The 13,778-nt window shown below is 35.3% G+C and carries 14 protein-coding genes; 13 read left to right on the forward strand and 1 reads right to left on the reverse strand.

Annotation, left to right across the window (positions count from 1 at the left end; genetic code table 11):
* Positions 1–2: 2 nt before the first annotated feature.
* Positions 3–1,340 (forward strand): VanW family protein, encoded by a 1,338-nt coding sequence (locus tag CLOCL_RS05400; protein WP_014254401.1) that lies wholly within the window; start codon positions 3–5, stop codon positions 1,338–1,340.
* Positions 1,341–1,416: 76 nt separating this feature from the next.
* On the opposite strand, the gene CLOCL_RS05405 is transcribed toward CLOCL_RS05400, so the two are convergent.
* Positions 1,417–2,043, reverse strand: coding sequence for an adaptor protein MecA (locus tag CLOCL_RS05405; RefSeq protein ID WP_014254402.1), 627 nt, complete (start codon positions 2,041–2,043; stop codon positions 1,417–1,419).
* A 377-nt stretch (positions 2,044–2,420) separates the two neighbouring features.
* Here CLOCL_RS05405 and CLOCL_RS05410 point away from each other — a divergent pair, with 377 nt between their 5' ends.
* The 12 genes from CLOCL_RS05410 (at position 2,421) to CLOCL_RS05465 (ending at position 13,681) form a co-directional block, all read left to right on the forward strand.
* Positions 2,421–3,347: a hypothetical protein gene (locus tag CLOCL_RS05410; protein ID WP_014254403.1), complete on the forward strand. Its 927-nt coding sequence runs from the start codon at positions 2,421–2,423 to the stop codon at positions 3,345–3,347.
* 227 nt (positions 3,348–3,574) lie between these two features.
* Positions 3,575–4,159: a Maf family protein gene (locus CLOCL_RS05415; RefSeq protein WP_014254404.1), complete on the forward strand. Its 585-nt coding sequence runs from the start codon at positions 3,575–3,577 to the stop codon at positions 4,157–4,159.
* A gap of 101 nt (positions 4,160–4,260) precedes the next feature.
* The gene (locus tag CLOCL_RS05420) at positions 4,261–5,283 is read left to right on the forward strand and encodes a rod shape-determining protein (RefSeq protein ID WP_014254405.1); all 1,023 of its coding nucleotides are present in this window, start codon (positions 4,261–4,263) and stop codon (positions 5,281–5,283) included.
* 17 nt (positions 5,284–5,300) lie between these two features.
* Positions 5,301–6,161 carry a rod shape-determining protein MreC gene (mreC, locus tag CLOCL_RS05425; RefSeq protein ID WP_014254406.1) on the forward strand — a complete coding sequence of 287 codons (861 nt, stop codon included), beginning with the start codon at positions 5,301–5,303 and terminating at the stop codon, positions 6,159–6,161.
* The gene (mreD, locus tag CLOCL_RS05430; RefSeq protein ID WP_014254407.1) at positions 6,158–6,673 is read left to right on the forward strand and encodes a rod shape-determining protein MreD; all 516 of its coding nucleotides are present in this window, start codon (positions 6,158–6,160) and stop codon (positions 6,671–6,673) included. Before mreC ends, mreD begins: the two co-directional genes overlap by 4 nt.
* A gap of 108 nt (positions 6,674–6,781) precedes the next feature.
* Positions 6,782–8,905, forward strand: coding sequence for a penicillin-binding protein 2 (mrdA, locus tag CLOCL_RS05435; RefSeq protein ID WP_014254408.1), 2,124 nt, complete (start codon positions 6,782–6,784; stop codon positions 8,903–8,905).
* Between the two features lie 27 nt (positions 8,906–8,932).
* Entirely contained in the window at positions 8,933–9,613 is a 681-nt protein-coding gene (gene minC, locus CLOCL_RS05440) for a septum site-determining protein MinC (protein WP_014254409.1), read from the forward strand.
* A 275-nt stretch (positions 9,614–9,888) separates the two neighbouring features.
* Positions 9,889–10,689: a septum site-determining protein MinD gene (gene minD / locus CLOCL_RS05445; protein WP_014254410.1), complete on the forward strand. Its 801-nt coding sequence runs from the start codon at positions 9,889–9,891 to the stop codon at positions 10,687–10,689.
* Between the two features lie 14 nt (positions 10,690–10,703).
* Positions 10,704–10,988, forward strand: coding sequence for a cell division topological specificity factor MinE (minE, locus tag CLOCL_RS05450; protein WP_014254411.1), 285 nt, complete (start codon positions 10,704–10,706; stop codon positions 10,986–10,988).
* A gap of 85 nt (positions 10,989–11,073) precedes the next feature.
* A complete protein-coding gene (mgsA, locus tag CLOCL_RS05455) occupies positions 11,074–11,469 on the forward strand; it encodes a methylglyoxal synthase (protein ID WP_014254412.1) in 396 nt (131 codons plus the stop codon).
* Between the two features lie 278 nt (positions 11,470–11,747).
* A complete protein-coding gene (locus CLOCL_RS05460) occupies positions 11,748–12,701 on the forward strand; it encodes a M23 family metallopeptidase (protein ID WP_014254413.1) in 954 nt (317 codons plus the stop codon).
* A gap of 158 nt (positions 12,702–12,859) precedes the next feature.
* Positions 12,860–13,681 (forward strand): M50 family metallopeptidase, encoded by an 822-nt coding sequence (locus CLOCL_RS05465; protein WP_257197284.1) that lies wholly within the window; start codon positions 12,860–12,862, stop codon positions 13,679–13,681.
* Positions 13,682–13,778: the final 97 nt, after the last annotated feature.

Below are 13,778 nucleotides of genomic sequence, written 5' to 3' on the forward strand. Positions count from 1 at the left end.
TGATGCTAAAACATAACAAAGTTTATATTATATTGATGATTTTGTTTTTCCAGTCAGTATTGTCGATAACTTTGGGATTGTTTTTCCTTCACTTTTCATCAAAAGGTCATATTTTACCTAATGTATATGTAAGCACGTTATATGTGGGAAATTACACAAAAAGCAAAGCGGTATCCGCAATTAAAGAGCATTATGACAAAATATCGGAGGATTCGGGTATTTTGATAAAATGCGATGATGACAAAGAGTATAGGATTAAACTTTCGGATATCGAATTTTCGATAGATTGTGAAGCTACTGCTGATGAAGCATATTACATAAAGGAAGACAACAGACTTGCAAGACTAATAAAAGGATTTTTTGCAAATAAAAAGATAACGATATATCCAGTGGTAAAGATAAATGAAGAAAAACTTAAAAAACATTTGGAGGAGTTTGCTTTATTGGTAGATAAAGCGCCTGTAAATGCTCGGATTAATTTTCAAAATGGTGAGATAAGTAAAATTCCGCATCAATTGGGGATGAAACTTAATATCCCAAATTCAATAGAGAAAATTAAGAGTGAAATCGGAAATAATCTTAACAGTACTATTGAATTTAATCCGGAAAACAACTATGAGATTAATTGGATTTGGCCTGAACTTACCCTTTCAGATTTTAATGGTATTGATTCTGTTATTTCCAGCTATTCAACTCCCATTACAGACTTTAAAGACAATAAAAGTATAGTGCAGGCTGCAAAGGCACTAAACGGTTTTTTGGTGATGGGATCAGATTTTAATAACCGAAAGTATAAGGAGTTTTCCTTTGTTAATCGAATGAAGGAAAAGGGCATTTCCTTTGAAAAAACAAATGAGGGTTTAAGCCAGGTGGCGTCAACTCTTTATGCTGCATTGCTTAAAACTGGTATTGATGTCGATTATATTTACAGAAAGAAGCATAATGCAATTGTGGAATATATCGAACCTGGTCTGGATGTGGAAATATCCGAAAAAGAAGGAGATTTTACATTTAAAAACCCTTTTGATTTCCCGATTGCAGTCTTTACCGAATATGATGATAGGAACATAACAGTGTACATATTGGGAAGTAAGGGGAATGGCTATTCTAAAAAGGAAATAGAGACAAGGGTTGTACAAAAAATTGAGCCGCCTGTTTTAAGGACTGTAAATTATGATTTAAAGCCTCTTGAAGAAAAAGTTGTCATTAGTGGTAAGCCGGGAATTGAGGTAGAGGTATATAGAGTTTCAGAAGAAAACGGCAAAATCAATTCAGATCTTTTATATATCGATAGTTATGAAGCGGTTGAATCAATTGTTCAGGTTGGACCTAAAAGATAATAACAGGCAAAATAAAAAAATCTCGAAATAACTTGCAATTTCTCGAGATTTTTTTAATAACCATGTTAAAAGCAAATTAGAAATAACAGGAAATAATTTCTACTGCATTGGCTTCAATTATTTTTTGACCGTATTCCTCCAAGTAACCTTCGTAATAGGCATTATTGGAGACTTTTTTTCCATATTCATTGAGCAAAGATTCGAAATATCTCAAATTGCTAACGGTATAGGCATTTTTGGTAAATATCATGTAATAGGTATTTTTTAGCTTATACAACGTACTGTTACCCGAATAAATGTTATTAAGTATGCTGCACAAACTGACAAGGTGGTCAAAGTTTTCAAAAGAGTAAATAACTATTGATGAGCACAGCTTGTGACATTTCTTTTTTACTCTTAAATCGGACTTCCTGAATCTATTCTTTATATATTTCTGAATTGATTCAAAATCTTCATCATCATCGAGCTTGGTTATAAATATAACAAAACCGTCATTTTCATCCGGTGATGCTTCGATTGCCAATTGTGATTCGGAAGTATTAAAGCCAAACTGAATTTCTGCTTGCTCCATCATATCCCAAAACAATTCCTGGGTAGCAAGTGAATTATAGTTGAGATTCTCTAAGTCAATATTTCTTTCCTGCAGATCACTTAATGTAATTGTAACTTTAATTTTATTCTCGTTAATTTTTTCTATTTTCATCTCTTATCACCATCAACCATTTACATAATTGTATACCTATTTTATATTATACTTCCAATAATACAAAATGAGAAGTATGAAAAAATTAACTAAAGTCAATTAAATATAAATATTGCGTAAATAATAAGAATATCTAGTGATATGTATATTATATTAATCGGTAAGTTTTTACGTTTTATAAAGACTTTTTTATTTCCTGAATAAAGTAATATAAACTGTTTTATATTAGGGAAATATTATTATTATAAGCTATAAAACCTGATATCGAAACTCATATTTTTAGAAAAATAAAAGTTAATATGGCAATTATATTTTAAAAAATTCTGATTTTTAATGTTTATTACTGCAAGAGTAAACAAAATATAGGAGGTGATCGAATGGCTTCAGATAAAAGCAATTTGGACGATGTACAAGATATGGCTCAGGATATTGTATATAAAAAGGAAAAGGATTATTACAAGGGAGCTAGCGGAGAGTTGAGAATGAAAGCTGAAGGCCTTTTCAAGAAGGCAAAAGAGAAGGGGATTTCTGTTGAAGATATAGATATAGTGAAGTTATATGAGAGGAGTGCTCAATTTCCGGGGATAGGAGAAATTAGTCTTCCGGCTTTTGTAGTTAAGGTTAAAGGAAAAGATTTGTCGACCGGACAAGTTATTGCTGACGGAAAACAAATCGACTATTTTAACAGGTTTCAGAAATATCTTGCACAAAAGATTGAAAGTAAAAACATAGTAAGAGACGAAAGTGGAAAAACAGTTTATCGGAACAAAAGACCTAAGATTAGCGACAAACCTGATTTTTCACTGACTGATTGGGAGTTGTTTGAAATAGGAAAAGAGCTGCTTGATGACAAGGAATTCGGCCTTGAAAAGACTATAACGGGAGCCTGTGACAGAATCATAAGAAAGCTGATGGGTGAAAACGATTGGCTGTATCCTGAGGAGGCAAGAATGTTAGATGAAGAATTTAGTGTGATAGAGAGCAAAATTCAAAAAGAAAAGGAAAAGAAGGAAAGTGTTGCCGTAAGGAAAATGGCAACGGTCAGGCAAATCAACTATCTTAAGCAAAAGCTAAAGAATATGGACATTGATCCCGATAACAGTGAGGTAATGCAGACTATTTTAAGAGAAATGGGATTTGAGGCAAAGGATATAAATGAACTGACAGTTGGGGAGATGAGCAAAATTATTGAGAACTTAAATTCCATTGCGCAAAAAATAAAAGAAAACTTGCCGGATTCAGTATTGGCAGCAAACAAGAACACAGACAGCACTAAAGAGATTCAGAGCAGTTACAGGCAATAAATGTATTAGGGCAGGAAAAATATTGCATACTATATTTAGGTCGAATGGATATGAAATATTATTGAAAATTTGGATTTTGAAAAGGAGAGAAAAAATTTGGGACTGGTAAAAAAATATAATTGAATATTGTAAAAAGTTCGGTAAAAATTTTATATTTTGTTGAAAAAGAATATTAGGTATGATTATAATAGTTATGACAAAAAAGTTTGTTTTATGAGGTGGAAACGATGCAAATTATACTTGCATCCCAATCGCCTAGAAGGTCTGAATTACTCAAGCAGCTAGGACTGAATTTTCAAATTAGAATAGCAGACATAGATGAGAGTAATTCCATGGGGCTTAAGGCATCGGAGCTTGTTCAGTATCTTGCCTTTGAAAAGGCTAAAGCTGTAGCTGAAGATTCAAGTTTGGACAGAGATTCCATAGTAATAGGGGCCGATACAGTTGTAGTTAAAGACGGAGCAATTTTGGGAAAGCCGCGGGACAAGCAGGAGGCTTTTAATATGCTGAAAAGTCTTAACGGAAGCTGGCATGAAGTAATGACTGGTATAGCTGTTATTGATGCTAACAGCTTTAAATATGATAAATGTGTTGAAATAACCAGAGTTAAGATGAAGGAATTGAAAGATGAGACAATCAATGCCTACATTAATTCGGGTGAGCCCTTAGATAAAGCAGGCGCTTACGGTATACAGGGCTTGGGGGCTGTACTTGTCGATAGAATTGAAGGTTGCTATTTCAATGTTGTAGGTTTACCTATTTCAAAACTGAGTGATATTTTAAAGAACTATGGAGTGTATGTTTTAAAATAAAAGAAATTTTTTTGCGAAACATTAAATAACTTATGTATGGTGTGTCATAGATTAATGATTGGTTAAAAATTCGTAAAACAGTTTGGAAGGAGAATTATTGAATGGGCATATTTACTAGGGATATCGGTATAGATTTAGGAACTGCCAATACATTGGTGCATGTAAAAGGTAAAGGTATTGTAGTGAGAGAACCTTCAGTTGTTGCAATAAATAAAAAATCAGGCGATATTCTTGCAGTTGGCGATGCTGCGAAAGAAATGATAGGAAGGACTCCGGGGAATATAGTTGCAATAAGACCGATGAAAGATGGTGTTATTGCTGATTTCGATATTACACAGGCAATGTTAAAATATTTTATAAAAAAAGCTTTATCAAAGGGAATAGTTGGAAAACCAAGAGTGGTAATTTGTGTACCTTCCGGAGTTACCGAAGTGGAAAAAAGAGCTGTAGAAGAAGCATCACTGGCGGCCGGTGCGAAGGAGGCGTATTTGATTGAAGAACCTATGGCAGCTGCAATTGGTGCCAATCTCCCGGTGGATGAACCGTCGGGAAGCATGGTTGTCGATATCGGTGGCGGAACCAGTGAAGTGGCTGTTATATCTCTTGGAGGAATTGTTACCAGTAAATCCCTGCGAATAGCCGGGGATGAATTGGATGAGGCTATTGTGCATTATGTAAAAAAAGAGTATAATTTGATGATAGGTGAAAGAACGGCAGAAGAAATAAAGATGACTATTGGAGCAGCTTATCCTAAACCTAAAGAAGAGTCTATGGAAATTAGGGGAAGAGATCTTATCTCCGGACTTCCTAAAAATATAACTATAACCTCAACGGAAGTCGCTGATGCATTAAGAGAGCCTATAAATGCAATAGTTGATTCAATTAAGTACACTTTGGAGAAAACTCCACCCGAACTTGCAGCAGATATCATGGACAGGGGAATAATGCTTACCGGAGGGGGAGCGCTTCTTAGCGGTTTGGATAAATTGATCAGAGATGAGACTGGAATGCCTGTTAATATAGCCGATAATCCGTTAGATTGTGTGGCAATGGGATCGGGAAAGGTATTGGAAGAAATTGAAACATTGAAGAAGGTGCTTATTTCTCCTAAAAGACTCAAGTAGAAGGGAGATAATGTATTTTGCTGCGTCTTTTTAAAAACAAAATATTTATACTTGTTTCTATTACAATTATACTTTTAATTGTAATGGGATTGTCGTCAATACAAAACGGCAAGATTAATTATGTGGGCGATATTTTCAGCACTATTTTATCTCCTTTTCAGAGGTTCATAAATTATTCTGACAAGAAGATAAATGATTTTTTTGCACATTTTGAGGATATTGATAAGTTGAGGAAAGAAAATGAAGTTTTAAAACAAAAGGTTTATGAGTTGGTATATGAAAATGAAAAGCTAATTGATTTAAAAATAAAAAATGAAGAGCTGAGAAGGGCTTTGGATATTAAGGACCAATACAGCACTATGGACATGGTCGGTGCCAATATAATAGCAAAGGACATGGGAAATTGGTTTGATATTTTTACAATAGACAGAGGGACAAAGGATGGAATTGAAATTGATTATCCTGTAGTGACAAGCAATGGCCTGGTGGGAAGGGTAATGCAAACCGATTTATTTACATCAAAGGTTATTTCCATAATAGATGAGGATAGTTCTATCAGTGCCAGACTGTCTAAGACCAGTGATTTAGTTGTAGTAAAAGGTGATAGAAAGCTCAAGGATCAGGGGCTTTGCATTATGAATTATATTCCTGCCGATGCTGATGTATCGGCCGGTGACCGGGTGGAAACGTCGGGTGTTGGAGGAATTTATCCAAAAGGTATTCTTATCGGAACAGTAAGGGAAGTAAGACAAAGGACAAATGAATTGGATAGATATGCTATTATTGAACCTGTGGTAGATTTTAAGCGTCTTGAAGAGGTATTTATTTTAAAGCCGAAAACAATCAATAATAATGAAACGAGCGAAGGTAGCAAATGAGATTAAAAGTAATTGCTTATTCTATCCTTATTTTTTTGACTGTGCTGATTCAGTCAACAATTGCTGATTTTATAAAGATTTATGATGTCAAGCCCAATCTTACCATTACGGTAATAGTTTGCGTTGCCTTTAGAAGAAATGCTATAGAAGGGGCTATAGTAGGTTTCTTTTGCGGTCTTATGCAGGATGCTGTTTCTGGAAGAGTTATTGGCTTTTATGCTCTTCTGGGTCTTTACTTGGGCTTAATAATAGGCAGAAGTAATAAAAAGCTCAACAAAGAGAATGCTCTTATTGCTATTTTTTTAACTTTTGTATCAACAATTGTATATGAGTACATTGTTTATTTTTTTACTACGGTTTTCAGGGCACCACTGGATTTTATATATCCCTTTAAGAATATAATTCTAACCGAAGCAATTTATAACAGTGTAATTTCCATAATAGCTTTTATAATAGTAAATAGGATACATAAAAGATTTGAGGAGTTTGAGAAAAATTCCAGAAGATATTAATGGTTGGATATCCATAAGTTTTATTCTGTCGAGAAAAAACGACAGAACGAAATAAAGGGGTCTGACTGAGAAAATTGTGCTTTTTTAACTTATGCTGGTGGTGAGGTTATGGAAAAAAGAACGAATGAAAAAAAATCAAACGAGAGATTTGTATTATTGGCAATAATGTATTTGCTTGTTTTTACTATAATTGTAGTTCAACTGATAAACCTTCAGATAATAAACGGAAAAGAGAATGATGAAAAATCTCAGCAAAGGCTTCTTCAGGAAAGGGAAATTGTTGCCCCAAGGGGTATAATAGCCGATACCAACGGCATACCTATAGCTACAAACAGGGTGGGGTATACAATTCATGTGGCAAAGACCAATCTTAAAGGCCCCCAGCTAAATGAAATGATTATTAAACTTATTCGAATTATTGAAAGTAATGGAGACACTTTCGAGTCGGGGCTTCCCAACTATTTGACTTTTAATCCGATTGATTTTGGAAAAAATATAAAAGATTCCGAAAAAGCATTGCAGAAGTGGAAATCTGAAATGGTTTTAAAAGAAAAGGAGATAGAGCTGCTCAATACACCGGAAGATGTGTTTAAATATTTTAGGGAAAAAAAGTTTGATATTGATGCAAAATATACCGATGAAGAAGCTTATAAAATAATGTGCATAAGATATGATATGCTCATAAAAGGTTATACGGCAACCAATCCTCTTCTCATTGCCAAAGATGTAGGGATAAAGACGGTAGCTCAAATTGAGGAGAGAAGCCATGAATTCCCGGGAGTCCAGATTGATGTTGAACCGGTTAGAAAATACGTAGATGCACAGGATTTTGCCCATGTTTTGGGATTTATCGGTTTATTGAGCGAAGAGCAATACGAATCAAAAAAAGATGCAGGATACAAGTTAAATGACATAATAGGTAAGGCCGGTATAGAAAGGGCTGCAGAAAATTATTTAAGAGGGATAAACGGAAAGAAAAGGGTAGAGGTTGACACCAGCGGAAGGCTTACTTCTGAACTTAGCAGTGAGCCTGCAATACCGGGCAATAACGTTTATCTTACTATTGACTCAAGGCTTCAAAAGGTTGCAATGGAATCTTTGGAAAGAAATATTGCCGATATTCGGTCAAGAGCTGACTATAGAAAGAACTTTGGGGATGCCAATGCTGGTGCGGTTGTTGCCATAGATGTAAATAGCGGTGCAATTTTGGCTATGGCAAGTTATCCTACTTATGACCCGAGTGTTTTTCTTCCTAGAACCGATGTTCCTGATGCTGCTAAGAAACAGAACGAGTACCTTAATGACAGTAAAAATAAACCTATGCTTAATAGGGCTATTGGAGGAGTATACACACCAGGATCAATTTATAAACCTTTAACTGCTATAGCTGCCCTGGAGGAAAATGCAATAACGCCCGATACAGCTTTCTATTGCAAAGGTTATACAGAGCAGGGTGGAATGAGATTCCGTTGTATGGGAGTTCATGGTAGAGTAAATTTGAATAAGGGATTGGAAGTTTCCTGTAATGTATATTTCCAGGAAATTGGTGTTAAAACCGGTATTGATAAAATTGACAAATGGGTTAAATCATTCGGCCTTGGGGAATTGACCGGAATTGAAATTCCAGCGGAAGAAGCAAAAGGAATGAGAGCTAACAGGGAAACAAAGATGGAATACAGGAATGATGTATGGAGACCGGCAGATACTGCCCAAGTGTCAATAGGACAATTTGACAATATGTTTACTCCTATTCAGATAGCCAACTATGTAAGTACCCTTGCCAACGGGGGAAAGAGATATAAACCGTATATAATTAAAAGTGTAAAAAAATACGACGGCTCAATAGTGATGGAAACCAAGCCGGAATATGAAACTGTCCCTGTAAGCCAGAAAACGATAGAGGCTATAAAAGCGGGAATGATTCAGGTTTCCAGCTCTATGGAAGGTACTGCGGCTGCATACTTTAGAGATTTTCCTTTTACTGTTGCTTCAAAAACCGGAACGCCGGAAACGGGATTGGAATCTCAGGGAAAATCATCAAACGGACTGTTTATTGCCTATGCACCTGCTGAAAAGCCTGAAATAGCAATAGCTGTAGTTGTAGAACACGGCGTTTGGGGTTCATATGCTGTACCCATTGCAAAGGACGTGCTCAGAGAGTACTTTGGATTAAACGGTGACAAAACCAATGATGATCAAATAGCAGTGGAAGAGGTTAAATTTACACGTTAAATCAAATAGACACTGGGGGTTAAACAAATGAATGAAGGCAGTGTAATTTTTAAAGGCTCGCTAAACTGTCTGACGATAATTATGAAAGAAGAAATAGAATTTGATGAAATATTAAATCAGATAGAGGAGAAAATAATTTCTGCCGGGAAGTTTTTTAAAGGTGCAAAGCTTAAGGTAAAGTACCGCGGCAAGAAATTATCCTTTGAAGAAGAGGAAAAAGTTTTTCAGCTTCTACAATCAAAAAGCGGTGCGCAAATAACCGGTATTGAAATGGATATGGAAGAGCCGCCTAAAGCTGAAGTGGAGCCCATACCTCAGCCCCATGCAAAAATACGGATGAGTAATTTTTATTTTAAAGGACTGGAAGAAGGAATCACAAAATTTTACAGAGGTACCGTAAGATCGGGACAGCTTATTAATTTTGACGGAAATTTGGTAGTTATTGGTGATGTAAACCCGGGTGCGGAATTGATTGCCACAGGGAATGTAGTAGTAATGGGGTCATTGAGAGGTATAGTACATGCCGGGGCTAATGGAAATAAGCAGGCAATTGTAGTGGCCCTTAATCTTCAGCCTACTCAATTAAGAATTGCCGATATTATAACACGCTCTCCCGATGAGAAGGACAATAGCGGGCAATTTATACCTGAAATAGCATATGTTAAGGACGATATGGTGTATATTGAGAGATATTTGCCTGCTCGCTAGTATTAATCTACAGTGGAACTAGAAATTTACAAGTGTTCTAGTTTACTCTATAATGAATAATTGACAAATGGCTAAAAGAAATATATAGTGTTATTAATGATAATAATAATTATTGGTTTATTAACGATATGAATTTATAGTGAACTATCTAAAAATATTTGGAATATATCGTTGGTATGTTATGAACAACGGATGCAAAATCGGAAATAACAGGTAGTTAACGTTTCTTGCGGAAAGGCAAAATTCCTAATATATGGCAGGAGGTATACACAAATATGGGAGAGGTTATTGTAATAACTTCAGGCAAAGGCGGCGTGGGAAAAACTACAACGACGGCTAATATTGGTGCAGGATTGGCGCTTCAAGGCAAAAAAGTTGTTTTGATTGATACGGATATAGGACTTAGAAATTTAGATGTAGTTATGGGGCTGGAAAACAGAATTGTATATGATCTTGTTGATGTAGTTGAAGGTACTTGCAGAATAAAACAGGCTTTGATAAAGGACAAAAGATTTGAAAGTCTGCATTTATTGCCGGCTGCTCAAACAAGGGACAAATCGGCGGTATCTCCCGAACAGATGGTAAAATTGACCGATGATTTGAAAGAGGAATTTGACTTTATATTGGTGGATTGTCCTGCCGGTATTGAACAGGGGTTTAAGAATGCTATTGCCGGTGCGGACAGGGCAATAGTTGTTACAACACCTGAAGTGTCGGCAGTAAGAGATGCCGATAGAATTATAGGCTTGTTGGAAGCTAATGAGTTAAGAAATCCCAAATTGCTTATTAACAGGGTTCGTCCTGATATGGTAAAGCGTGGAGATATGATGTCAATTGATGACATTATTGATATACTAGCTATTGACTTAATTGGAGTTGTGCCCGATGATGAAAAGATAATTGTTTCCACAAACAAGGGTGAGCCTGCTGTTACCGACAATAAGTCCCTTGCAGGTGAAGCATATAGAAATATAACACGGAGAATATTAGGTGAAAATGTTCCTGTTCTTAACCTTGAAAGCGACGAAGGGTTTATGTTTAAAATTAAGAAATTGTTTGGATTAAGGGCAAACTAATAAGGAGGAGAATTATGTTGCTAGATTTATCTAAGATATTTGGCAGGTCTAAATCATCGAAAGACTTCGCAAAGGAACGACTGAAGCTAGTATTAATCCACGACAGAGCAAATGTCTCTCCTCAGTTTTTGGAGATGGTTAAAGGAGAAATCATCAAGGTAATATCAAATTATATGGACATAGATGAAGATTCACTTGATATACAGATGACCAGAACGAAAAGTGAAGATGGAGATCGGGTAGTTCCCGCTTTGGTTGCCAATATTCCCATAAAGAATGTAAAAAGCAGCGGGAAGTAAAAGACTTTGAGAATATTTTCAAGTGTTTTGTATTGTGTTGCATTAAATTGACTAATATTATATTGGAGTACTGGATGGGTTTGTTATGAATATTGCATTAATAGCACATGACAAAAAGAAAGAGTTAATGGCTTCATTTTGTATTGCTTACAGGAGTATACTGAAAAATCATAATTTGTTTGCTACTGGTACAACCGGGGCAATTATCATTGAGGCAACAGGCTTGAACGTGCATAGATTTTCACCGGGGTTAATGGGAGAACAGCAAATTAGTGCCAGAGCAGCTTATAATGAGCTTGATCTTGTGCTTTTCTTTAGAGACCCTGTTACTGCCCAGTCTCATGAACCGGATATAAATTCTCTTTTAAGAGCATGTGATATAAACAATATTCCCTTTGCTACAAATTTAGGTACTGCTGAAATGTTAATCCGAGGCCTCGAAAGAGGAGATTTGGGATGGAGAGAAATAATAGGAAAATGACCTTTTGATATTATTTGATAATTAAGTCAATATTTTTATAATTTGCAAAAGCATTAAGGAAATAAAAACCTCATATTTGAGGTTTTTTTGTTTTTTTGCATCATTATTTTGTATTTACATCCTATTGTAATATTTTTATTTGCTTTTAAATATAATCTACTAAATCGTATTGTAAATTTGCTGTATATTTTCATTTGACATTATTTCATTTGACTTTAGTACTTAATTCGTGAAATGCCATATAAGATACAGATTAAAGAAAAAGAGGTGAATTATTTGTGGATGATATAGTTTATAGACCGAGATACTCAAGACAAGTGACCTATCAAGCAAAAAGAAAGCCTAGAAGAAATAAAAGAGACAGGGGAAGTTTTGCACAGAAGTTTGTTATCAGAACAGTTCTGCAGACTTTGATATGTATGGTAATTTTTTTGGTTGTAATATTGCTGGTAAAAATAAAGACCCCTCAAACAGTTTTTTTGCAAACCAAGTTAAAAGGGGCTATGTCCTATAATATTGATTTAAAAAAGACCTTTAGCGATATACAGTATTTGCTTAACAGCCTTCCAGAGGATAAAAAAGAAAATGAAAGTACCGATTCATCATTGGATGAAAGTGAGGATTCTGAAAAAAGGGTTTTGAATGCAACTACATCGGCAGAAAGCGAAAATAAGCAAGTTTCAGATGAAGAGCTGGAGCCTGTAAGCGCGGTATATACCGAAGAAGGATCGCTGGTTGAAAGTGCGGAGTTTATAAAAGATGAGTTTGAGTCGGTTGAAGATGAACATATTATGGGATTGAATGAAAATGAAAAAATTTTTGGGAATGCCGGTTATTCCTTTATCATTCCTGTAGGAGGAATAATAGGATCGTTTTTTGGAGAGAGAGTCCATCCTATTAAAAAAACAATTATATTTCACAAGGGAATTGACATTGAAGCACAGAGCGGAACACCTATAAAAGCTGCTTATGATGGAGAGGTAGTGGAAGCAGGTTCGGAGGCGACTTATGGCAATTATATAAAAATAAAACATGTTGATGGATTGTCAACTCTGTATGCCCATTGTTCCAAGCTGCTTGTGAATAAGGGTCAAAAAGTCAGTAAGGGCGATATAATTGCAGAAGTTGGGGCTACAGGAGCTGCTGACGGCCCGCATTTACATTTTGAGGTAAGGAAGGACAATGAGGCTGTAAATCCTCTTGACTATATTGAGCTTTCGGACAGTAATTAGCGGTCTAACTGCCAAATACAATACTATCTTTAAGTAATAAGCGTCAAAACTGAATAAGTTATTTAAAAATGAGTTTTAAGATGAGGTGAGGTTAGAATATTTTTGTTCAAGTTGCCAAAAAACCGTTTAAAATAGAGGTTGATCCAGTACTTTTTGTTGTGGTAGCTTTAATGTATTTTATCGATTATCATAACAAATATCTGTCGACTTTTGCTGCTATTGTAATACATGAGATTTCCCATATACTGGTTTCGATAGCTCAAGGTCGAAAACTATACTGTATAAGGATATTTATTATCGGGATAAATGCGATTTTTTATAAGGATTATTATAAAGATACCAATTTTTTTCTTATCAACATAGCCGGTCCCATTTCAAATATACTTATATCTTTGATTTGTGTTTTGCTAAGCACATATTATTTGCCCAAATCGGATAATATGCGTTTTTTTATCTTAACTAACGTATTCCTGGCATTATTTAATTTGCTTCCGGTTTTACCCCTTGACGGAGGAAGGATATTTAGAGACATCTTAATTTCAAAAGTAGGTTTGTTTAAAGCTCATAAGTATTCGAGAAGTATGTCCAGGGGACTGGGGCTTTTGATTATTCTCACTGGTATAATCCAATTGCATGACAGTATGTATAACTTTAGTTTGCTCTTTTTGGGAGGTTACATTTTTTATTGCTTAAAATATGATGAATCGGAGGTGTATTTTATGAATATCAAAAACCTTGTCTATAAGCGTTCAAGGTTCCTAAAAAAAGGGGTATATCCGGGAAGGGAACTGGTGGTAATTAAAAGTATGCGTTTAGGCGATGTTGTTAAGAATATGGACTTTGACAGAATTCATATAATATATGTTCTGGACGAGAATATGCGGCTTGTAAAAGTTTTTACCGAACAGGAGATTATTGATAGCATGGAAAAATTCAATGGAGAAATAAGTTTTGAGGAGCTTATCAATTTAACGAAATAGCAGATACCTGATGCTTTTCTAAAACTCACTTCAATCCTGTCTGTTTTTGCTGCCCCTTAAAATGCCTGAAAAATGCGAATTATTATAAAAACTATAT

The organism is Acetivibrio clariflavus DSM 19732 (assembly GCF_000237085.1).
Taxonomy (GTDB): Bacteria; Bacillota; Clostridia; order Acetivibrionales; family Acetivibrionaceae; genus Acetivibrio; species Acetivibrio clariflavus.

What these genes read in the sequence shown, in the direction of transcription:
- CLOCL_RS05400 (WP_014254401.1), top strand. Translation starts at nt 3, where the DNA reads ATGCTAAAACATAACAAAGTTTATATTATATTGATGATTTTGTTTTTC.
- CLOCL_RS05405 (WP_014254402.1), bottom strand. Translation starts at nt 2,043, where the DNA reads ATGAAAATAGAAAAAATTAACGAGAATAAAATTAAAGTTACAATTACA.
- CLOCL_RS05410 (WP_014254403.1), top strand. Translation starts at nt 2,421, where the DNA reads ATGGCTTCAGATAAAAGCAATTTGGACGATGTACAAGATATGGCTCAG.
- CLOCL_RS05415 (WP_014254404.1), top strand. Translation starts at nt 3,575, where the DNA reads ATGCAAATTATACTTGCATCCCAATCGCCTAGAAGGTCTGAATTACTC.
- CLOCL_RS05420 (WP_014254405.1), top strand. Translation starts at nt 4,261, where the DNA reads ATGGGCATATTTACTAGGGATATCGGTATAGATTTAGGAACTGCCAAT.
- mreD (WP_014254407.1), top strand. Translation starts at nt 6,158, where the DNA reads ATGAGATTAAAAGTAATTGCTTATTCTATCCTTATTTTTTTGACTGTG.
- mrdA (WP_014254408.1), top strand. Translation starts at nt 6,782, where the DNA reads ATGGAAAAAAGAACGAATGAAAAAAAATCAAACGAGAGATTTGTATTA.
- minC (WP_014254409.1), top strand. Translation starts at nt 8,933, where the DNA reads ATGAATGAAGGCAGTGTAATTTTTAAAGGCTCGCTAAACTGTCTGACG.
- minD (WP_014254410.1), top strand. Translation starts at nt 9,889, where the DNA reads ATGGGAGAGGTTATTGTAATAACTTCAGGCAAAGGCGGCGTGGGAAAA.
- minE (WP_014254411.1), top strand. Translation starts at nt 10,704, where the DNA reads ATGTTGCTAGATTTATCTAAGATATTTGGCAGGTCTAAATCATCGAAA.
- mgsA (WP_014254412.1), top strand. Translation starts at nt 11,074, where the DNA reads ATGAATATTGCATTAATAGCACATGACAAAAAGAAAGAGTTAATGGCT.